This window comes from Rhodococcus globerulus (genome assembly GCF_019334125.1).
Classification (GTDB): Bacteria; Actinomycetota; Actinomycetes; order Mycobacteriales; family Mycobacteriaceae; genus Rhodococcus_F; species Rhodococcus_F globerula.
This window is the reverse complement of sequence record NZ_CP079698.1, coordinates 3,378,573-3,400,227: the sequence shown is the minus strand read 5'-3', so window position 1 is coordinate 3,400,227 and position 21,655 is coordinate 3,378,573. Positions and strand designations below refer to the sequence as shown.

Here is a 21,655-nt window from a genome sequence, read left to right as displayed (position 1 = left end):
TCATTTGCTTACCCGTCCCTGCTCGTGAGGGTTCGGAAGATGTCTGTGCTTGTGGGACTTCGTGTATCAGGCGGGATTTTTTGACAGCACCGAACTCTGACCAGTTGCCTGCAGGAGCGCCGAGTCGTCGAGAGGGAAGTGGCAGGCGACGAAGCGACCTGGACGAACCTCTCGAATTTCCGGCTCATCAGAGGCGCACTGTTCTTGCGCCAACGGGCAACGTGTCCTGAACCGGCACCCACTCGGCGGATTCAGCGGCGAAGGCAAGTCGCCAGAGAGTGCGGCCTCCCGAATCGGAGCATCGGGATCAGGTTCTGGAATCGACTGTGCGAGTGCACGAGTGTAGGGATGGGCCGGGGACGAGAAGAGTTCCTCCGAAGTTCCGATCTCACAGATCTTTCCGAGGTACATCACCACGATGCGGTCACTGAGGTTCTTGACCACGGCCAGATCATGGGCGATGAAGACCATCGTGAGCTGGTACCGCTCCTTCATTTCATGAAGCAGGTTCATGATCTGAGCCTGAACCGAAACATCCAGTGCCGATACCGGCTCGTCGCAGACAATCACCTCGGGATCGAGCACCATAGCGCGCGCGATGGAAATGCGCTGGCATTGACCACCCGAGAATTCGTGGGGACGGCGGTCTGCGGCAGTATCAGGGTCAAGTCCGACCCGCTCGATCATCGCCTGCGTCTTGGCCAGAACCTCCGACTTGCTCAGGTCGTCGTGTATGCGCAGACCCTCGGCGATGATGTCCTTGACCTTGCGCAACGGGTTCAGCGAGGAAATCGGATCCTGAAAGATCATCTGAATCTTGCGGCGTTGGCGGCGCAACGCAGCGCCTTTGAGACCGACAACGTTGACGCCATCGAACTCGACCGATCCGGAGGTAGGACCCGGAAGTTGCATGATTGCCTTCGCCACACTGGACTTGCCGCAACCGGACTCACCGACCAGGCCGATTGTCTCACCGCGGATAGCGTCAAAACTGACGTCCGACACTGCATAGACTCGCTGTCCGCCACGGCCGGCGTACTCCACCACCAGATTTCGAACGCTGAGAACGACGTCATCCTGGTCGCGTAGATGTGCTGTTCCACTACCAGCCATCAGATCATCACCTCATTACCAACCGGGGTACCCGCAGCAGTGAAGCCTGCTTCGGAATTTCGTAAACGAGCGGCATCTCCGTCAGCGGTGCCCAGCGGGAAGAAGCAGGCTGCCGAGTGTTCTGGCTGGAATGGATCTATCTGCAGGGTCGGGGTTTCCTCGAGACAACGAGATTGCGCTGAAGCACACCGCAAAGCGAAACTGCATCCCGCAGGTGGGTCGATCACAATCGGGGGACGCCCGGGAATGGACGGAAGCCGAGTATGGCTCGGATGAGAAACCTTGGGGATCGCATCAATAAGTGCCTTGGTATAGGGATGGCGCATGTTTGCGAACAATTGGCGTGTAGGCGCCTTCTCGACTACACGTCCGGCGTACATCACCGCAATGTTGTCAGCACGGCCGGCGACCACACCCAAATCGTGGGTAATGAGGATCATGGCCATTCCCGACGATTCCTGCAGATCCTGCAGAAGGTTCAGGATTTGATGCTGAACTGTCACATCCAGCGCGGTGGTCGGCTCGTCCGCGATAAGTAGTTTGGGTGAGCACGCGATGGCAAGTGCGATAGTAACGCGTTGACGCATACCTCCCGACAGATTATGCGGGTACTGGCTGAAGCGCTTCTCCGGTTCGGGGATGCCTACCATTCGGAGCAGTCGTGTCGCCTCTGCCGTGGCTTGCTTCTTGTCGAGACCGAGGTGGAAACTGAGCGTCTCGGTCAGTTGCTTTCCGATGGTGATCACCGGCGTCAGCGACGTCATCGGGTCTTGGAAAACCATCGATAGGTCCACGCCCCACAAATGCGGGTTGTCCTTGCGGGTAACTGTTGCCAGATCCACTCCGTTGAGGATGATTTTGCTACCCGGAAGGACATGCGCGTTGGGAGCGAGGATCTTCATGATCGCCCGGGACAGAACGGATTTGCCCGATCCGGATTCACCGACGATGCCCAATGTCTCACCGCGACGCAAATCGAGATCGACACCTTCAACGGCCCGGACCAGCCCTTTCGGCGTCTGAAACCACACCCGGAGATCCCTGACCCGAAGTACTTCGGTCGAGTCGACATCCGCCGAAGAATGTTCGTGCTCGGGAGACTTGATTGCCTGACTCATATCGCCGAATCCTTTCCAACACGTCCACGAACCCAGTCGCCAATCCTGTTGAAGGAGAAGACGGTTACGAAGAAGAACAGCGCTGGTATCAGTACAAGCTGAGGGTGCCGGCTCATCTGTTCGCGACCAGCTGCGAGCATGCCACCCCAGCTGGGAGTCGGCGGGGGAACACCCACGCCGAGGAAACTCAAAGATCCCTCGGCGATCACGAGAGTCGCCATCACGACCAACGCCAGCGACAGAATGGGTAGCATGACATTCGCCAGCAGTTCACGGAGCAGGATGCGTAGCGGTGATGCACCCAAAGATTTTGCAGCAGTAACGAACTCGCGTTCAGCAAAAGCCAACGTGTTGGCCCGAGCGACACGTGCGAAGTTCGGGATGCCCATGATGGCCAGCGCAATCACCAGTGTGCTCAGGCTCGGCTCGAGAACTGCCACCATGGCGATCAGGAAGATCAGCGGAGGAAAAGAAAGCGTGAAGTTGATGAACAACGAGATGAACTTGTCAACTGTTCCTCCGAAGTAGCCCGCGAGCATCCCTAGGGTTACGCCGAGGACAAGCGAGATGCTGGTGGCACCGATGGCAACTGCCAGCGACACACGGGCGCCGAATATTAGGCGAGACAAGACATCTCGACCTAGCGAATCGGTTCCGAGAATATGCCCGTCAGTTCCGGGAATCGCATTGAAAACGCTGGAAACGTCGTTCGGATCCGGCAGAGGCAGTACGTTCGCGAAAATCGCGCCCAGGCACACAACGGTAATCCAGATAACACCGATCAGGGCGCCGATATCACGCCGGCGCCGAATGGGTTTGATAACCACTTCTGGCAGTGGGGACTGCGCGTTCCGTTCCGCCACGGCGACGGATCCGGGCGAATCCTGGATAACTTCGCTCATGACGTCCTTTCCTTCCTGACTCTCGGGTCGAGTAGCGGATAGGTGAGGTCAACCAATGCGTTGATGAGTATGTATCCGACAGCGCAGACCAGCACCACAGCTTGCACCACGACGTAGTCGCGGGAGTGAATTCCATTGATGGCTAGTGTTCCCAAGCCGGGGAGAGAAAAGATCGCCTCAACCAAAATGGTGCCTCCGATGAGCCGGCCGATCACCATTCCGGACACAGTTACCAACGAGAAGGAAGACTGCTTCAATGCGTGCCCCGACAGGATGCGCCATGTCGGAAGCCCACGCGCGCGGGCCGACAGAACGTGGTCCTGCTGGAGAGTAGTCATCATATCGCCCTTGAGAATTCGTATGAAGAGCACGATTTCGGACGCGGCAAGAGTTACCACCGGAAGTATCAGTTTCTCAATATGTGCAATCGGGTCTTCCGAGAACGGCACCCACCCCATCGGCGGAAAGATATTCAGTGTCATTGCAAAAACAAAGATAAGCACGATTCCCAGAACAAAAGACGGTGTTGCCAACATGGCCGACGAAATGATCGTGGTCACCCGATCGACTATTCCGCCCGGACGGTATGCCGACCAGACTGCCGTCGGAATCGCTATGACCAGAGCCAAAATTATGGAAACCAGAGCAAGTTCAAGGGAGACGGGAAGCCGCTCCATGATCGACTCTCCGACGGAAACGCCCGTCTGATAGGACCTGCCGAAGTCACCATGGAGAACCGCTCCCATCCAACTGAAATACCGTTGCAGCAGTGGATCATTGAGTCCGTACGCATCCCTGGCGGCGGTTATCTGCTCAGGGGAGGCATCTGGTGGAAGAAGCGCATCCACTGGGTCGCCTGGAATCAGCTCGAGGAGCAAGAACACCGCCACCGATACCATGAACAGCAGCATCAGGAACTGGAACAGCGAACCAGCTCGCTGCGTGAAATTCCATGTTTTCACTTTTCTACCATCTCTTTACATCCCAATCTCTTTAACCCCACGGGACATCCTTCTTCCGGAATTTGCTCGAGAAGCGCAGTCAAGCGAGTGGGGAACAGCGGTGCGATGACAGTTACGAAGTGCGTCCGGATCGAAAGTGGACCGACGTGCCGGCCGAGAAGTCAGCTGAGGCGATATGCCTTCGGCCAGTTCACTTCCCATGCAGTTCTGGTGAGGAAGGTCTGCAGTTGAGCCGGCTCGGATACTGGCATCGTCGTCCTCACGCGGTCTCGGGATCTAACCAGTTCGTTGAGCACTCCTACGAAACAGCGCTCGTTATCGTTCCGGATAACGGAACGCATGTTCCGTGTTTCGATTAAGCTTGGCAGCTGAGGTTGTCAGCGTCAAGGGGTGTGCCCGGTCCTGTTCTTCAGGAGACCCATTCGCTCTGGACGATCAAGGTAATTTACTTGGTTCAAGAACTCAGTTCTCGGCAGAGTCCGATGTGTGTAGTGGTGCAGAGCCGTAATCTCGGTCGGCCGTGGAAGGTTGAAGTTTCGTGGATTCGGCGGCAATCGACCCAGTCGATCTTCCCGCCGGTTTGCGAGTTCGGGCTGTTCACAGGCCAAAACGGCCTCTATGTCTGACGGGTTCGGGCGTGCTGCACTCACCGCATATCTTCACGAAGGCGTTGTCCTATCTGGCGATATCGCGCCGGTGCGGACACGATCAGGCCTCGGTAATTCGCGTCGCCCTGGAGCTGCGGTGCTCAGTGGCGGCCTTGTGAAAGCTACAGATGTGAGCTGGGATCCGCAGTCGTTTCGGCGAATAGGTGCCGACAGATTGGCAATGCCTCCGGGTTTCAACGCTCAGATGACTAGATCGAATTAAGCGCCACTCGGTTTTGTCATCGCTCACAGTATGCGCCGTCGGCTACCCAGGGAGTGAATATATCGACCATCGGTAGCCGTGCACATGCCCTTCGGTCATTGGAGTTACCACCAACACGACCGTACGGTCCTATTTGACTAAAATCGGCTGTCTGCAATGGATTTGGTACCCAGGCGTATCTGCCTGTCTCGAGCAGACAGAGCCTTCGGGGCTACAAGACCGCGCCGTCAAGTGTCGACCCGCTAAAGCCGATTCCTGCAGCGATTCTTGTGGCGGGGGGAACGAATACGGAAGTCAGCCGAGGTCAGCATGTTTCGGCGGAATCTGACATTCGGTCAACTCGTAGGTACAGTCCCGCCCATACTGACAGTGAGGATCTCGGCCGAGTGGACGACGAGTCCGGCAAGGACAGGTTCGTCTGTTTCGTTGAACCGACTCTCGGGGATCGTGACGCCGACATCGCCGAAAACCTCACCGGAGGGCCCGAACACGGGTGCGGCCACCGCCACGGCGCCAACGATCCGTTCGGCGCGGGAACTGGCGTAGCCCTGGCGCTTAATCTCTGTAAGGCGTTCGGTGAGGCGCAACGTATCGTCGCTGATATCAGGCGATGTGCCGAGTTGTTTTTCCACGATCTCGCGGCGATCCTCATCGGGTAGGAACGCGAGGATCGCGAGTCCACTCGCGCCGGTGTGGACCGAGAGCCATTTGTTCAGTTGGAGCACGTAGCGGAGCGGATGAGCGGACTCGATGGACAAAGTGAACATCATCTGTTGACGTTGACTACTGTAAACACTGAGAAACGAGGTTTCTTCGCTGCGTCGAGTGAGCTCGCAGAGAACGTCGTTCGCCTTGTCGTGTAGTGGGAACTGGGCTATCGAGGTTCGGGCGATTCGCAGGAATTCCAGTCCGACTCGGTAGGTGCCGCTGGGTGTCCGATCTACCATTCCGAGTTGTTCAAGTTCGCCGAGTAGACGGTGGGCTGTGCTCGCGCTCGCGCCCAGTCGCGTACCTAATTCTCGGACACCGTAGGCCTCTTCACCGCTGTCGACCATGTGGACCAAAAGTTGTATTGCTCGCCCCAGTGGATCACGGCGCCGCCTGATTTCGTTCTGCTCCAACAGTTCCTGTGGACTTTCTACGACCAAGTTCATCTCCTCGGGATCTGCTCTTTGCGTCATTCGTCTTCTGTGTGGCACTTGACTCTTCACAGCGAAACGAGTGTCCCGTTCGATCGAACGTTAGCATCAACGTGGTCTCGCTGCGTGAAGTCGGGAGTCCAGCGCGACCCTTGCTCGGGTGTACTTCGGAAACCGCGTCGACATCAAGCAATGCATGTGACCGCACCATTTGTCGATGCTCGTGTCAGGTGATTGACACAATCCAAGCTACTATGCTTAATTGCTAGGATTCGATGTGGTCGGACCTGGATCGGTCCAACTCTGACCTGATCCAGGCATGGAGGCTGGCGCACTGCTGTGCGGCAGTCGGTCCGAGGTGAGTGCGAGGGACTGCCGGATCAGGGAGCGAGATGATCGCGAAGTGGTTGTGAACGACTGCAAGGGCTTTTTGCCATTTCCAGTAGGCATCGCGCTCGAACCGACACCCGCGAGGTAGTCGGCACCGTTCCGGATGTGTGCCGGTGTAGAGATCCCGGTACCGATACACAAACGCACCGGTGCACAACGATACCGGTGCGCAGAGGGAAATCGATCGATTGCATTGTCATGACACGAGAGGGTGACCATGTCTGAAAACACAAGAAGCATTATAAATGCTCAAGCTCGTGAGCGTGACTTTCGCGTCAAGATGATCTACCACCCTGTGCTTCACGTTGTTGATCTCGACGAAGCCGAAGATTTTTACCGGAGGGTTTTCGGCCGGTCGAGCACCCCCCTCGCGTCGGTAAGGAAAGCACCGCCGAAGCCGAATCATTCCATCGACCATTCGATATTTACTTCTGTTGGCGACGTTCTGATCGACAGTCTTGATCCGAAGCGGTACATCACTGGGGGAGTCCAGCGACCTGCAGTCGAGCAGGGACATTTGCAGACCTTCGGTTGGTACATCGAGGGAATGCCCGAGCTTTACCGCGAACTCAAGCATCAAGGCATCCGAGTTACCAACAGCCAGGACGAAATTGCCGAAGGCGACGAGCTGCCGATGGCCGGCCCGATTCCGCACTTCCATACGCTTCCGGTGGATGCCGGAATTCGTTACTACTTCTTTCCGCTGTTTCCCTTCAAGCCTGACCTCCGACTGACGCCTGACTGGTCTATTCCCGTTGTGTCAGAAGATGACCCGCTGGGCATCGAATACTGTTCGCACCACACGGTATTGACTGATAACCCGAACCGGGCACACAAGTTTGTCGTCGATGTCTTGGGTGGAACAGTCATCCATGAGGGTCACGACAATGTCCGGTGTGTCACCGGTTCGTACGTTCATCTTGCCGATGCGATCCTCCAGTACGCAGCACCGGATGCAGATTCGGCCGCGCAAGCAGACCTTGCTGCGAATGGTGCGGACGACGTGTATCACGCAATAACATGGAAAGTTGTCGACATCGATCGGGTCGAACGTCATGTCGAAGCCCAGGGCTTGCGCATCTTGACCCGCACTGACGACACGATCATTACCGACCCCTCTACGAGTCTCGGTGTCCCGTGGGGCTTTACAACCAAGAGGGTCCCAGGTGATCCGCGTTGAACATGTACGCCTGCGCGCACAGGGACGCCCAACCGCTGGGTTTCGAGAAGATTGCCGGAAAATATGCTTCCCATTTCTTAACAAACTGTGCTTAACTATCTGTGTTGGCAGTCACATCTCGAACCAAAATTGTGGGCATCCGCCGCCCATCCCACCCGCACCCTTCGATGCCCATTCCGTCTGTGTATCGATGTGCTGACCCAGGAGGTCGTATGAGTACGGAAACTCTGACCTACGCAGACGTTGTCGCAGGTGTCCAGGCCAGCCTCGCTGCATACACCCAGGCGATGGATTCTGGCCGTTTCGACGACGTCCTAGCCACATTCAGCAGCGACGCCGTATTCGAGATTCCCAATTTCGGTGTGGTTGCCGAGGGGCACGATGCGATCCGTGAGTACTACGCGACCACGACAGGTGGGGCGCCCTTACGGCATGTGGTCGTCAATACGCTTGTCTCCGATCAGAAGGAAGGCGAGGTAGAGGTGAGCAGTGACCTCCTCGTCCTTCAAAAGGGCGACGCCGGTTGGGGGCTCATCATGGTCGGTAAGTATCAGGACATCCTGCGGTCCGTCAGCGGCGCGTGGCTGTTCCAGCGCCGGACACTGTCCTTTGCAATCTGAGTTCCAAGGTCTTCGATCGACCGGCTGGTCAATTCGGAGTGCTCCGGGAACCAGCCGAAAGTCCGAGAATCAATCCGGTGCCTCCGGAAGATAATGCCGCGTTTGAAAGGTCCATGGTTATGGCCGTTAGGGATTGGTCGAAGTTCGTGAGTCTTTTTGAGGGATTGGGTCGGTGCTTGTGATGAAGCGTGTGGCGGTGGTGACCGGCGGCGGTTCAGGTATCGGTAGCGCAATTTGTCAGCGCCTAGGTGCCGACGGTTACGCGGTCGCTGTTCTCGACCTCAATGGTGACGGTGCCGAGTTGACAGCGAAAGAGATCGTAGCTGCCGGTGGCCAGGCTGTCGGGTATCAGCTTGACGTCAGTGATCGAACTGACGTCGATCGCGTCCTCGGAGAGGTCCGGGCAGAGCTGGGTTCAGTGAGTGTGCTGGTTACCAGTGCCGCGGTTGCCATTCAGGAGCCGTTCGCGGAAATCAGTGTGGAGTCCTGGAATCGGATCATGGCGATCAACCTCACCGGCACATTCAACTGTGCGCAATCGGTTTTGCCGGAAATGGTCGAATCTGGTTGGGGCCGCGTAGTTTTCATTTCCTCGTCGAGTGCACAGCGTGGCGGTCCGAAGATGGCCCATTACGCCGCGTCGAAGGGGGGTGTGATCGCGTTGACGAAGACGCTTGCTCTCGAATACTCGCCGTTGGGCGTGACGATCAACAACATTTCCCCGTCTTCGATCGACACCCCCAGTGTTCGCCGTAAGCAGGAAGCCGGTCTGGTCCCGTCGAATGAAGTGATGGGCCGACATATTCCAGTGGGCCGCATGGGCACCGGCGCAGATATCGCAGGGGCGTGTGCGTACCTGTGTTCTGACGACGCGTCCTTTGTTACCGGGCAGACCGTCAGCGTCAACGGCGGTTCCTACCTCGCCTGAACCTCGCCGTAGCCGCGCCGGCTACGGCGACAGGTCTATTCCGGACAGGAATCCTTTTCTCCAAGGAGACAACGTTTCATGAGTACCTTGACCATCAACACACTGACGGCGTCCATGGGCGCAGAGATCAGCGGCATCGGCCTCGACCAACTGCTTCACGACGACACTGTCCCGGAACTGATCTGGAACGCACTACGCGAGCACGGCGTCCTTCTTTTCCATGACCTCGGGTTCACTCCGGACACCCAACTCCAATTCAGTGAACGACTCGGCACCCTGGACCGCACCAACGGGGAGCAGTACAACGAACCCGGAATTCAGCGGGTCTCGATGGACCCGAAGAAGAACGGTGGCCAGGAGACCGTGCGCGGCACGTTCAACTGGCACATGGACGGCTGCACTCTGCCCGCCGAGAAGAACCCCTCACCGGCAACAATCCTCACCTGCGCGGTCACATCCGAGACCGGCGGCCAAACCGAATTCGCCAGCACCCGTGCATTCTTCGACTCGCTCAGCGATGAAGAGAAGGACCGGTTGTCGACGATGCGGGTTGTGCACTCCGTCGCCGGTTCCCGGCGACGAGTGATCCCGAACCCTACTCCGGAGCAGGAACAGGCCTGGGCGGCGATGCAGAGCCGTGAACACCCGATGGTCTGGCGGCACCGTGAGGGCCGCCCTTCGGTGATCATCGGCGGCACGTCGGACTACATCGTGGGTATGGGTAAGGACGAAAGTCGGTTGTTCCTCGACGATCTCGTTGCTCGGGCCACAACGCCGGATCGGGTGTACAGCCACGAATGGTCGGTCGGTGACACCGTGATCTGGGACAATCCGGGGATGCTGCACCGTGTGCAACCCTACGAAGACGGTTCCGCGCGCGAAATGATCCGCTGCACACTTGTCGGTGAGGAACCCACTGAGTAACACCCAGCTTGGGTTTGTAGGGTCTGCTGCACAGCCGCAGAAAACGTAAGGCAATATGTCAACGCGTAGACCGTGTGGGGGAGGTCGACAAAGGTGAGCGACCCCAGTCCGACTGGATCGTCAGTCCCGTCTACCAGAGCACAATGGAGTGACGCAGTGAGTGAACCCCGGATTGTTCCTCGCCCCCTGGAAGATTGGGACGAAGAAGTTCGAGACGCGTTGTCTGTCCTGAGCACGGGCAAGAGCAACTCGACTGTCGGCGCGCAGCCACCGGTCGTGACTCCTCCCCAGCCCCGATCAGTGCCCAACATCATCGCTATCTACGCGTGGCACCCTGAGTTGAGTCGCAGTTGGCTGACGTTTTCCAATCATCTGCGCGATTCGACGTTGAATGAACGGGACCGGGAGCTACTCACGCTCGGGACTTCATGGTTACGACGAGGTGAGTACGAGTGGGCGCAACATACAGGAATGGGTCGAGCTGCGGGGCTCTCCGATGACGAGATCGAGGCCGTCAAAATTGGCTCATCGGCGACTATCTGGAGTCCGATGGATGCGGCTTTGCTCTGCGCCGTAGAAGAAATCTGCCAGGACCGTTACGTTTCCGACGCCACCTGGGCTGAGCTTGCAACATACTTCGATCGCAAGCAGATGATGGACGTGGTTTTCCTGATCGGCGCCTACGACATGCATTGCATGGTGTTCAACACCTTCGGGCTGCAACTGGAACCTGGAATGCAAGGTTTCTAGTCGCCCTGGACTCCCCACGATGAAAGTCCTTGTGGAGCAGTCGGTCAATTCGCAGGGGGACGTACCCACTGGTGCGGCCCGCCCCGACGGCCTGTGGGGGACGTTTGTCGATGCCGCGAATCGGAGTCGCCGGGTCCAACACCTGTGATGCACTGCGCTGTTCGGGGCAGTCGACCGGTTAGGCGCTCGAGCGTCCACTACCGCTGAAAGGATCGGATCCGATTCCGCCTGATGGTATGAGCGGTGGACTCGATGCCTTCCGAGCGGCGACAGTCAATGTGTTGTGGGCTCGGTGATCTGCACACGCTCGTGGCGAGCGCCCACTCATATCTACAAGGCTGAAGGTGAGGTTTCGGATGAAATCATTGAGTGATCTGCTACGTAACTGTATGCAACTCGGATATGTGGCAGACGATATCGATGCCGCCGCAGAATTTCTCGAGAAAACGCTGGGGACAGTCCAGTGCGTGAAACACTATCGATCGTCATTGGGTCGTCGGCCTGATGAGATTGCGGCCGAAGAGTCCTCACGTGCGAATGGGAATGAACCCCAGGGATCGTTCGTAGTTGTCGGAGGAACAATAGCCGAAGAATGGGTGATCGATGTCGCGTTGGTCAACGCCGGCGCAACCAACATCGAGATCATTCGGCCGGTCAGTGGCGCGGTCGATCTTTACCGGGGCGCACTGCGCGGCGGTGCTCCAGCGACACTCCATCACATGGGTTTTCGCGTGGACGATTTCGACGAGGCATCCGCAATCGTTGCCGAAAGTGGGCGTACGTGGGCGCAATACGGAAGAAGCGGCGGTATCCGGTTCGGTTATCTGGATCTGACGGCGGAACTCGGTCACTTCGTCGAGGTGATGGAACTCGACGAAGCCGGTGCGAGCGGATTCGCGAAGCTGGAAGCGGCCTCGAACGTGGTCAATTGATTTCCGCTACATCGCGTGTCGCGCATTTCCGGTAATACACGAGAGGAATGAAAGTGGAAAGCAATAAGATTGATGACATCTACGATGTCATCGTCGTCGGTTCAGGTGCCGGGTTGGTCGGTGCACTCGCTGCGGCTTCGCGCGGTCTGCAGACTCTTGTCATCGAGAAGACCGAGTTCATCGGTGGTACAACCGCATACTCGGGGTCTGGCCTGTGGCTGCCAGGCAATGCCGCGGAGCGTCGCGCCGGGGTCGACTCCGGTCCGGATCAAGCCCGGCCTTATCTGGATGCGATCGTCGGTGACGATGCTCCCTCTGCGCTGAGAGAAGCCTTTCTGCAGGTGGGGGCGCCGATGATCGACGAACTGGAGAGCCATGAATGGCTTGGACAGTTTTACTGGCAGGGCGTTCCTGACTACTTCGAGAAGGCTCCGGGCAGCTTGTCGACCGGGCGCACGATTTTTCCTGAGCCGCTTGATCGTTCGGCTTTGGGTGACCTCGAGCCGCTGGTTCGGCGACCGCAGTGGGCTGAGCGTTCGGGTGCAGAGCCGGGGCCCGTCATGACTGGCGGGCAGGCGCTGATCGCTCGACTGTTGCTTGCCTTCGTAGCCACTGGTAACGGAACGATCCGCACAAACACCGGTCTGGAGCGGCTCGTTCTGGAGGGCGACCGCGTAGTTGGGGTCGACGCGACCACGGATGGTGGATCGATAACTATCCGTGCGCGTCAAGGCGTGCTCCTTGCAGCCGGTGGCTACGAGAGGAACGCTGAACTGCGTCAGAAATATCAACCGGAAGTGACGGATGAATGGTCCCAGGGAGCGCCCGGCAATACTGGTGATGCTCTAGTTGCCGGCATGGAAATCGGTGCTGCGACTGATCTACTCGAGGAAGCCTGGTTTGCTCCGGGACTGGTGGTTCCCAATGAGCGTCCGGTGTTCTATACCTCTGTGTGGAGTGGCATTTGGGTGAACGATGCCGGTGAGCGTTTCATGAATGAACGACTTCCGTACGACAGGTCGGGTCATGAGATACTTCGTGCGCACCGAGCGTCGGAGGTGTCGCATCTGCCGACGCATTGGGTGTTCGATCAACGCCAGTTCGACAACGAACGGGCATTTGCATCGCCTCCGGTCGCACCGCAGTCCACGAATTGGTTCGATGTGGACAAGTTCCTCGCTGCCGGTGTTCTCCGAAAGGCTGACACACTCGAGGAGTTGGCAGAGCTTATCGGTATTCCGGCAGGCGCCCTGACGAAGAGCGTCGAGCAGTTCAACGAGTACGCGCGCAGCGGCAAGGATGAAGCGTTCGGCCGAGGCGACGCACCGTGGGATCGAATCATCGTCGGTATGTGTGGCAGTCACGAGGACGGCCCGAATCCGTGCCTGGGTGTAATCGACAAGGGGCCGTTCTACGCGGCGCAGATCGTACTGTCGGATCTCGGGACGAAGGGCGGACTGAAGACGGACGAGAACTCCAGAGTTCTGCGGGAGGATGGGTCTGTGATTTCAGGTCTCTATGCCTCGGGCAACACGATGGCACCGATGACTGGTCGGATTTACCCCGGTGCGGGTGGTCCGGTGGGATCGTCGATGGTCTTCTCGTACCTGGCTGCTTTGGACATGGCTGGTCCGAACGGCTGATTCGCGAAGTGTCAGATGAAAGTCGATGGCCCCGAAGGATTTCCTTCGGGGCCATCGACTTTCTGATCTGGTGTTTATGCAGCGTCGGTTGAGTGACCAGGAAAGAGCGAGAGTGCAGGATCCAAGGCGACGGCTGCGTTGTTGACAGCTGTGGCAACCTCGCCGAACCCGACCGACATGAGCCGAACCTTGCCTGTGTACGACGTGATATCGCCGGCCGCATAGACATGTGCGGCGGTGGTCTGCATACGAGTGTCGACGACGATCGTGCGGCGGTCCAAGTCCATGCCCCATTCAGTCAGCGGTCCGAGATTGCTGATGAATCCCAAGGCGGCGACTACCGCGTCCGCCGGGAGGATTCGAGGCTCACTCTGACCGTCGATTCGAATGTGGGCTTGCTGCAGTGTGCCGTTTCCGTGGAGCGCCTCTACCTGTGCGTCGGTAATGATCTCGACGCCGCTGTCCATCAATTCCTGAACACTCGCCGCGTGGGCTCGGAACGCGCTGCGGCGGTGTACCAAAGTGACGGATCGAGCGATCTTCCGCAGGGCAAGGGCCCAATCTACGGCGCTGTCGCCGCCGCCCACGACGAGTACGTCGCGGTCAGTGTGTTCCTGCGGGTCGGGTACGAAATAGCTCAGGCCACGATCGAGAAACTCTTCTCCGGCCGGGAGTGTGCGGGGAGTGAAGGTCCCGATGCCGGCGGTGACGATCACTGCACCGGCATTGACAACGGTGCCATCGGAGAGTGTGACAACAGGGCGACCGTCGGTGTAACCGAGAGTGACTGCTTGGCGCCCTAGAAGGTAGATCGGTTTGAAAGCGTCGGCTTGTGCCTTCAGCGCAGCGACAACTTCCCGGCCGAGAGAGCCCGGGACGGCTGCGATATCGCGGATCTCCTTCTCGGGATACAGTGCGGTGATCTGTCCTCCGCACTGGGGAAGGGCATCGACGAGCACTGTGGACAAGCCGCGAAAACCTGCAGAGTATGCACCGAACAGTCCAACGGGACCTGCACCGATGATGAGGATGTCTGTCGTAACGGTCTCGGCCATGGGCCAACCTCCTGATGTGTGGCAACGATGAGTTTGGTCTGCTACCGAAGCGTGTCGGCAGACCAACGTGTAGATGTCAGATCTTGTTGGCTTCTAGATCGGCTGCTGGCGGTGCGACGCCGTCAGCGGTATCCGATGCTGGGTTCGGGCTGTTGACCGAGAACTCCTCGAAGCTTTCGCCACGCCGCTCGCGGAGAACCGTGGCACCGACGACGAGGGCAACGACACAGATAGCGGCCGAGATCCACAGCCACATGGTGATGCCCTGGTCTTGGTAGAACACACCACCTTCCGGTGCGGCCATCATGTAGGGAGCCAGGACAGCGAACATGACGACGGGAAGAATCGAGGATGCTCCTGTCGTACACAACTGAACCGTGCCGGCGGTCGATCCTTGGTCGCCGACGGGAGTAGCACGCATAACCAGATTCGGGATCGCAGCGTTGGACACGCCGCCTGCCAGACCGAGGAGCAGACTGCCGATCATCACGGTGGCGAAAGTATCGTGTGCCAGCGCGAGCGAGATCAACGCCGTCGCAAAGAGGGCGACTCCAAGGGTCAGGAATATCCGCGGGTTCCGCCCCCGTGCAAGGAGGAAGCCGATGACGACGCCGCCGATGACCGTGGCCAGTTGTTTCGGAGTCGCGATGCCCGAGAATTCGATGGTGTTCAGTCCGAGACCGTATGTGCCGCCGTTGTCCTTCGAGGTCATGGCGAGCAGGGGGATCAGCTGGTAGATCGAGGCGGATATCGAGTATGAAATCGCTCCGGCGAACGCCACGAAGACGAGGGGCTTACGTCGGAAGAGCGAAAGATTGATGATGGGCTCGTTGGCATTACGGGTGTGTCGCACAAACAGGAATCCCAGCGCGATGCCGATGAGCAGGAGCGGTGAGGCTTCAAGCCAGCCCCAAGTCCGGCCCATACTCACGTAGAGCATCACAGGCAGGACAGCACCAGCCAGGATGAGGCCGCCTAGTAGATCCGGCTTGGTCTCGCGGCGCATCTTCGATTCGGGCAGGGTCACCCAGATAGCAACGCAGAGGCCGAGAGTCCATATGGCATCGAACAGGAACATTCCGCGGAAGCCGTAGTTTGCCAGTAGCCAACCGATGACTGTAGGTGCCGCGAGGGAGAAGGCGCCCATTCCTGTCACGGTGATACTGGCCGCGAATGCGGCTTGTTTGGGCGGGTAGATGTCACGGACGAAAGAGGGGATCAGCGAGAGCGTTGCGAGGATGGGACCCTGGAGTACACGACCGATCAGCAGGATCGTGAAGTTCGGAGCGACGGCACAGATGAGGGCACCAACTCCGGACACCATCATCGTGATCAGCAGCACCCGGCGTTTGCCGTAGAGGTCGGCAGTTTTACCGAGCAGCGGTGCACATACCGCGCCGACGAGGAAGTAGACGGTTGTCAGCCAACCGCCCTGCGTCGTCGGGAATGCCTTCAGAATGTCGGGCAGGCCGATTGAAACCATGCTGGTGCCCAGCGAGAGCGCTTCGAGCACCATCGCCATGAGAATTGTTCCGACTATCAGGCGGACGGTCCAACCCTGCGCGGATCCGGGGTCGCTGCCATTCTTTGTCATCGAAAGTGCCATCTGAGATCTCTTCTCATTGAGGTAAGGACGAACCTGCAGGCACGCAGCCTCGCGAGTGTTCGCTCTATGAGGGACTAGGTGTAGCTGTGGTGCAGAAGACGGTCGGCGACGTTGCATGATCCGGCAATGTGGGGTCTTCAGGGCCGCAACGACTTCCGTAACGATGCTGAGACGAATGGCCGGCGTCAGATTGCCGTCGGCACGAGGAGGGGATTGTGCGTGTTGTCGGCGCAAGTGCAGTAGCCGCGCCCTCACACGCGGGTCCGTCATTGTCCGGCAAGCATAAATCGTGTTCATGCAAGTTACATAGTCCCGGTTCCGTTTGATGGAATGGCGAATGGACATTCGGAAACGACTGGTGGAGAGTATTTTTCAGGCCGGATATATGGGTTTCGGCGGGTGGCAGTGACTCCTCGCGAACGTGCAGATCTGGTTAGGACGTTGTTCGAGCAGTCGGTCGCGCATCGCTAGATTGCGCCTAGGCACTGCCGTCAACAGTCGCTGCGTATCGGATTGCTGTCGGGGAAGTAAACCTTCTGCGAGGCCCCGGAAAAGCTAGTGGACGAGGAAGGCATATCGCATGAGTGACGAAGTTCGAGTGTGGATCGAACACAACCTGTGTACTGGAGATGGACTGTGTGTTCAGTACGCCCCCGATGTCTTCGAGTTCGACGCGGGTGGGGTAGCACACGTCAAGAACGACCCTGCTGGACCCTTGTTGACCGATGAGGGGGCGTCGGCGAATGTGCCAGAACACCTTCGCCTCGATGTCATAGATGCAGCAGACGAATGTCCCGGTAACTGCATCCACGTTGCCCGCCTGTCAGACGGTGTCGAAATCGCCGGTCCGAACGCCGGCTAGTCGTTGTCCCAGTTTCCCGTGCAGACACGCACGATTGAGCATCAGTTACAAGAGGAGTGATTGTCGATGTCCGTTCTGGATGAATCCAAGGTCGATCGGGTTGTTCCGTGGTTCGAGGGTGATGTTCCGGCGGAGCAGGTTCCTGAGAAGTACCGTCTGGGAAGAGCTTTCATTCCGAAGACTCGCTTCCTTGATCAAGAGTTCTTGGATCTCGAGCTCGGTAAGATGTTCACTCGGACGTGGCAGATTGCGTGTCGGGTTGAGGAGTTGCCGAGTGTCGGTTGCTTCGTGGAGTACGAGATCGGTCGTTATTCCATTCTGGTGGTGCGTGAGTCGAAGGATTCGATTCGTGCGTATCACAATGCGTGTCGGCATCGCGGTACTCGCCTTGCGCGTGGGCGTGGTCGGGTGGGTTCGTTGATCTGTCCTTTCCACGGGTGGCGGTGGAATTTGGACGGTTCGATCAAGTTGGTGCTCGACCGTGAGGAGTTCGTGCCGCGTTCGGATGACGATCTGGGTTTGGGGAAGGTGCGAGCGGAGCAGTGGGCGGGTTTCGTATTCATCAATATGGATCCTGAGGCGAAGCCGCTGCTCGAGTATCTGGACCCGATCGCGAGGATTTTCGAGCCGTTCCAGATCGAGAATTTTCGGATCCGGTGGGGCAAGGGCGTTGTGATGGAGTGCAACTGGAAGACGGCGTTGGATGCGTTTCTCGAGGCGTATCACGTTGCGGGTACGCATCCTCAGCTGTTTCGTCTTGATCGCACCAATGACAAGATTGCGTCGTTGCGCGAGCTTGATATTCGTCCGTGGGCGCCGACGACGGTGTATGAGCGGCATGCTCATTATTCGGCGCTCGGACCGAAGTCGTCGGCGTCGAAGGATGCGGGCAAGGATCCGTCGAAGCGTAGTGGCGACGGTAAGTCCGATGAGCGCTTGTCGGTAGCGAATGCAGTGCAGTACCTGCACGAGGATATGGGTGGGCTGGAGAACGAGCGTAGTTGGCGTGCTGCGGAGGCGTTGAAGACGTCGGAGGTGCCTGAGGGTATGTCGGCGGGTCAGTATTTCCTTCAGTTGTATCGGGAGCTTTCGATTGCGGAGGGCTACGACTGGCCGGTTATTACGCCCGAGCAGTGGACGGAGGCGGGTAGTGCGTGGAATGTGTTCCCCAACAGCATTATTCTTCCTGGTCAGGGGTCTGTGTTCTGGTATCGGTCGCGTCCGGTCGACAATGATCCGAACAAGTGTCTGTTCGAGGTTTTCAGTCTTGATCAGATTCCGGTTGCCGACTACGACAAGAAGCGTGAGTTTACGCCGGAGTATTTCGATGATTACCGCGATGCCGATATGGGGCAGGTTTTCAATCAGGACTTCGCGAATATGAAGGAAGTGACGGTGGGAATGCATTCGCCGAGCTTTGATGGTCATCGGCTCAGCGAGGAGCAGGAGATGACGATTTGGAATCATCATCGTGTTGCGGATCGCTATATCTGGACCGACTGACCTCGGCACGCAGCAATTCGTGTTTTGTTTTGTTCGTTTTTCTTTGCGTCATTTGACGATTGGAGTGGAAAATGGGGATTCGATCTCTCGGCTATGTCAGGCTGAATGCACCTGACATCGATGCGTGGAAGACATTCGGGGAGGACTTCCTCGGGCTGATGCGTATCGACGGAGACAATCCGGACTCGCTCTATTTCCGAATGGACCACTATCCACCGCGTCTGGTGGTATCTGCGGCGGAAGAGTCCTCGCTCGGGGCACTGGGTTTCGAGGTGCTGAACCAACGTGACCTGGCTGAAGTCGTGACTGCCGTAGAAGCAGAGGGAATCAAGGTCACCGCTGGTTCGACTGAAGAATGTGCTGAGCGACGGGTTACAGGATTCGCTCGGTTCGACGATCCGGCTGGAAATCCGGTCGAATTGTTTTACGGACCCGTGCTCGATCACGTTCTCATCAACACGCCATTGGTGAGTCGTTTCGTCACCGGTGACATGGGAATGGGACATGCCATCGTCTCCGCCGAGGATGTGCCGTCGGCGTTCGACTTCTATTCTCGCGTACTTGGATTCGTCGAGCGGAACACAGCGGGCCCGACGTACTTCATGGGTTGCAACCCGCGACATCATTCATTCGGTCTTGCTCCCACGCCTGGCCCGGGCAAACTGCTCCACTTGATGGTCGAAATGGCTTCGATCGATGATGTCGGTCGTGCCCTCGACCGCGCCGCTGACCTGAACATTCCGATGATGAACACACTCGGCAAGCACACGAACGACCAGATGCTGTCGTTCTACGTCTATTCGCCGGAGTTGTACGCGATCGAATGTGGTTGGGAAGGCATTCGGGTTGAGACCGAGGAACCGACCTACGCGATAACCGAAGGGGCGCTCTGGGGACACAAGTTCACCCCGCCGCCGCTCCCCGCCTGATTGCAGACATGATGCCCCGGTGCTCTTTTTGAGCGCCGGGGCATCAGTCATATAGCGCGTAAGTTCCTGCACGGAAATCTAACTGGCTTGCCGGTCCGGATGAACAACGTTCGGCAATAACTCGTCCAGGCGGATCAGTTGAGGATGTCGCGGACTTGTGTGTTTTCGTTGCCGGCCAGCAGCATTGCCTGTGCGGCCTTCATGTGTTTACTCCAGTGAGTCGATGCGCCGTCGCCGTCGCGTTCGCGGAGGAGTTTGATGAGTTTTCGCAGCGATCGGATGAACAACCTGTATCGCTGCTGAGCGGCTTCGGCGTTGGACATGGCGCTTTCGCGGGCGATATTGCCGGAATGGCGTTCGAAAATTTCTTGGAGCATTCCGCCTATCAGTGCAAGTGTGGCGTTTCCCGACAACTGGACCATTCGGAGGTGAAACCGTGCTGCGGCAGGGCCGAAATCACCTACTGCGAAGGCCGCGGGTACTTCCTCGTCGATCAGCCGTTCGAGTTCGTCGAAGTCTTCAGTTGACCCGGTTTCGGCGAGGATCCGAGCTGCTGCTGGTTCGATAGCTTCGCGGGCGGCAAAGACGTCGACGACGGTGGCACCCGATAGCTCCAGTAGGAGCGAGGCAGGCCGGGCGACCACTTCGGGGCCTGGTACACACACGCGTGCACCGGATCTCGATCCGCGACGGACTTCGACGAGTCGTTCGGATTCGAGGACTCGAACCGCTTCTCTGAGTGTCGGACGGCTCACCGCGAAGTGTTCCATCAGTTCAGCCTCGTGTGGGAGGTGGTCGCCGTCCTTCAGTTCGCCGTCAACGATCATGCTGCGAAGCTTGAGTGCAACCAGCTCCGCGGTCTTCGGGGTGCGGATGGCGCGCCCGGAAGGTGATCGTTGCTCGAAGACGGGCGCTATGGCGGCGTCATCGGTCATGGGTACGTACACCTTCTCTAGTCAACGGTAACTATGCATACTCAGTAAAGCATCCTATTTAGAACATTGGCGGGAGCTGGGCGCATTGTCACTACGGTGTGGGTGGGCACGTGTGGAAGTTCTCGAACCTCGTGGTTGCCGAATACGGACAGCATGAGTGTGTTCCGTTCTCGATTCCCTGGATTTCACGGACTGATAATGTCACATAACATAGTAAACTATGTTACCTTCGTTGAAATGGACGGTGTGGTAGCTCACCGTGATACTGACTGCCGGATTTCCGGCACACGCCAAGGAGCGGCAATGTTGACGACACGGTTTACCGAGGAATTTGGCGTTGAGCACCCCATTGTGCAGGGCGGCATGATGTGGGTTGGACGAGCAGAACTTGCAGCAGCGGTGTCCGAGGCCGGGGGTCTCGGTATCATCACGGCGCTGACGCAGCCGACTCCGGCGGCGCTTGCGCTCGAAATCGAGCGGTGTAAGGCGCTGACGGACAAGCCTTTCGGCGTAAATTTGACACTCACTTTGTCGGTTAATCCACCTCCGTACGCCGAGTTCCGGCAGGTGATCATCGATTCCGGTGTAAAGATCGTGGAGACAGCCGGTTCCGATCCGACGGTGCACGTCGAGCACCTGAAAGAAAACGGTATCAAGGTCATTCACAAGTGCACCAGTGTGAGGCACGCACTCAAAGCGGAGCGGATCGGCGTCGATGCCGTGAGCATCGATGGATTCGAGTGCGCAGGACATCCGGGAGAGGACGATGTCCCGGGCCTGGTACTGATTCCTGCGGCGGCGGATGCGCTGAAGATTCCGTTCATCGCTTCTGGCGGCTTCGCCGACGGCCGCGGACTTGCTGCGGCACTCGCCCTGGGCGCGGACGGAATCAATATGGGCACTCGGTTCATGTGCACCCAGGAGAGCCCCATTCACGAGAACATCAAGCAGCAAATCGTGGGAGCCTCAGAACTCGATACCCAATTGATCTTCCGCCAGCTCCGCAACACGATGCGCGCAGCGCGAAACTCGGTCAGTGAGGAGGTTGTCGAAATCCTTGACAAGGGTGGGCGATTCAAGGATGTCAAGGATCTTGTCGTGGGTACCCGCGGCCGCAAGGTCTACGAGTACGGGGATCCGGAGGCCGGCATCTGGACCGTTGGTGTCGTTCAGGGATTGATCCATGATGTTCCTTCGGCCGGTGACCTCGTGCGCCGAATCGCTGCGGATGCGGAGACTCTGCTGGGAAACCTCGCCCGCAATGTTGTTGTCAGCCCTGTGACTGCGGGCTGAG

General features: G+C 58.1%; 19 protein-coding genes. 11 read left to right on the top strand and 8 right to left on the bottom strand.

All coding sequences use genetic code 11. From position 1 onward, the window contains the following. Window positions 1–66 precede the first annotated feature (66 nt). The 5 genes from KYT97_RS15360 to KYT97_RS15340 form a co-directional block, all read right to left on the bottom strand. Window positions 67–1,113, bottom strand: a complete 1,047-nt coding sequence (locus KYT97_RS15360; protein WP_033236759.1) for an ABC transporter ATP-binding protein — start codon at window positions 1,111–1,113, stop codon at window positions 67–69. After that, the gene (locus KYT97_RS15355) at window positions 1,113–2,231 is read right to left on the bottom strand and encodes an ABC transporter ATP-binding protein (protein ID WP_051730735.1); all 1,119 of its coding nucleotides are present in this window, start codon (window positions 2,229–2,231) and stop codon (window positions 1,113–1,115) included. The genes KYT97_RS15360 and KYT97_RS15355 overlap by 1 nt, the downstream gene beginning before the upstream one ends. Further along, a complete protein-coding gene (locus KYT97_RS15350) occupies window positions 2,228–3,133 on the bottom strand; it encodes an ABC transporter permease (protein ID WP_080711851.1) in 906 nt (301 codons plus the stop codon). The genes KYT97_RS15355 and KYT97_RS15350 overlap by 4 nt, the downstream gene beginning before the upstream one ends. Further along, on the bottom strand, window positions 3,130–4,095 hold the full coding sequence (locus tag KYT97_RS15345; RefSeq protein WP_245005830.1) for an ABC transporter permease: 966 nt from the start codon (window positions 4,093–4,095) through the stop codon (window positions 3,130–3,132). The genes KYT97_RS15350 and KYT97_RS15345 overlap by 4 nt, the downstream gene beginning before the upstream one ends. 1,205 nt (window positions 4,096–5,300) lie before the next feature. Then, complete coding sequence (locus KYT97_RS15340) at window positions 5,301–6,146, bottom strand: IclR family transcriptional regulator (protein WP_080711852.1); 846 nt, start codon at window positions 6,144–6,146, stop codon at window positions 5,301–5,303. A 565-nt stretch (window positions 6,147–6,711) separates the two neighbouring features. Between KYT97_RS15340 and KYT97_RS15335 the strand changes: the two genes are divergently transcribed. The 7 genes from KYT97_RS15335 to KYT97_RS15305 all read left to right on the top strand — a co-directional run bounded on the left by KYT97_RS15335 (window position 6,712) and on the right by KYT97_RS15305 (window position 13,471). Next, on the top strand, window positions 6,712–7,674 hold the full coding sequence (locus KYT97_RS15335) for a VOC family protein (protein WP_202026728.1): 963 nt from the start codon (window positions 6,712–6,714) through the stop codon (window positions 7,672–7,674). Between the two features lie 212 nt (window positions 7,675–7,886). Beyond that, window positions 7,887–8,294, top strand: a complete 408-nt coding sequence (locus KYT97_RS15330) for a nuclear transport factor 2 family protein (RefSeq protein ID WP_033236762.1) — start codon at window positions 7,887–7,889, stop codon at window positions 8,292–8,294. A gap of 181 nt (window positions 8,295–8,475) precedes the next feature. Next, window positions 8,476–9,222 carry an SDR family NAD(P)-dependent oxidoreductase gene (locus KYT97_RS15325; protein WP_033236804.1) on the top strand — a complete coding sequence of 249 codons (747 nt, stop codon included), beginning with the start codon at window positions 8,476–8,478 and terminating at the stop codon, window positions 9,220–9,222. A gap of 78 nt (window positions 9,223–9,300) precedes the next feature. Then, window positions 9,301–10,146 carry a TauD/TfdA dioxygenase family protein gene (locus tag KYT97_RS15320; RefSeq protein ID WP_033236763.1) on the top strand — a complete coding sequence of 282 codons (846 nt, stop codon included), beginning with the start codon at window positions 9,301–9,303 and terminating at the stop codon, window positions 10,144–10,146. A gap of 156 nt (window positions 10,147–10,302) precedes the next feature. Beyond that, a complete protein-coding gene (locus KYT97_RS15315; protein WP_051730736.1) occupies window positions 10,303–10,896 on the top strand; it encodes a carboxymuconolactone decarboxylase family protein in 594 nt (197 codons plus the stop codon). 356 nt (window positions 10,897–11,252) lie between these two features. Then, the gene (locus tag KYT97_RS15310) at window positions 11,253–11,828 is read left to right on the top strand and encodes a VOC family protein (protein WP_230590391.1); all 576 of its coding nucleotides are present in this window, start codon (window positions 11,253–11,255) and stop codon (window positions 11,826–11,828) included. Window positions 11,829–11,881: 53 nt separating this feature from the next. Next, window positions 11,882–13,471, top strand: a complete 1,590-nt coding sequence (locus tag KYT97_RS15305) for an FAD-dependent oxidoreductase (RefSeq protein WP_230590393.1) — start codon at window positions 11,882–11,884, stop codon at window positions 13,469–13,471. A 74-nt stretch (window positions 13,472–13,545) separates the two neighbouring features. Here the strand turns inward: KYT97_RS15305 and KYT97_RS15300 are convergent, their stop codons facing one another. Both KYT97_RS15300 and KYT97_RS15295 read right to left on the bottom strand, forming a co-directional pair. Then, window positions 13,546–14,526, bottom strand: coding sequence for an NAD(P)/FAD-dependent oxidoreductase (locus tag KYT97_RS15300; RefSeq protein WP_033236766.1), 981 nt, complete (start codon window positions 14,524–14,526; stop codon window positions 13,546–13,548). A 76-nt stretch (window positions 14,527–14,602) separates the two neighbouring features. Further along, window positions 14,603–16,132 (bottom strand): MFS transporter, encoded by a 1,530-nt coding sequence (locus KYT97_RS15295; RefSeq protein WP_033236767.1) that lies wholly within the window; start codon window positions 16,130–16,132, stop codon window positions 14,603–14,605. A 580-nt stretch (window positions 16,133–16,712) separates the two neighbouring features. On the opposite strand from KYT97_RS15295, the gene KYT97_RS15290 reads away from it, so the two are divergent. The 3 genes from KYT97_RS15290 (at window position 16,713) to KYT97_RS15280 (ending at window position 19,426) form a co-directional block, all read left to right on the top strand. Continuing rightward, window positions 16,713–16,994: a ferredoxin gene (locus KYT97_RS15290; RefSeq protein WP_033236768.1), complete on the top strand. Its 282-nt coding sequence runs from the start codon at window positions 16,713–16,715 to the stop codon at window positions 16,992–16,994. Window positions 16,995–17,060: 66 nt separating this feature from the next. Beyond that, complete coding sequence (locus KYT97_RS15285) at window positions 17,061–18,497, top strand: aromatic ring-hydroxylating oxygenase subunit alpha (protein WP_033236769.1); 1,437 nt, start codon at window positions 17,061–17,063, stop codon at window positions 18,495–18,497. A gap of 71 nt (window positions 18,498–18,568) precedes the next feature. Next, the gene (locus KYT97_RS15280; RefSeq protein ID WP_033236770.1) at window positions 18,569–19,426 is read left to right on the top strand and encodes a VOC family protein; all 858 of its coding nucleotides are present in this window, start codon (window positions 18,569–18,571) and stop codon (window positions 19,424–19,426) included. A gap of 134 nt (window positions 19,427–19,560) precedes the next feature. On the opposite strand, the gene KYT97_RS15275 is transcribed toward KYT97_RS15280, so the two are convergent. After that, window positions 19,561–20,361, bottom strand: coding sequence for a FadR/GntR family transcriptional regulator (locus KYT97_RS15275; RefSeq protein ID WP_033236771.1), 801 nt, complete (start codon window positions 20,359–20,361; stop codon window positions 19,561–19,563). A 303-nt stretch (window positions 20,362–20,664) separates the two neighbouring features. On the opposite strand from KYT97_RS15275, the gene KYT97_RS15270 reads away from it, so the two are divergent. Next, window positions 20,665–21,654 (top strand): NAD(P)H-dependent flavin oxidoreductase, encoded by a 990-nt coding sequence (locus KYT97_RS15270; RefSeq protein WP_033236772.1) that lies wholly within the window; start codon window positions 20,665–20,667, stop codon window positions 21,652–21,654. Window position 21,655 lies beyond the last annotated feature (1 nt).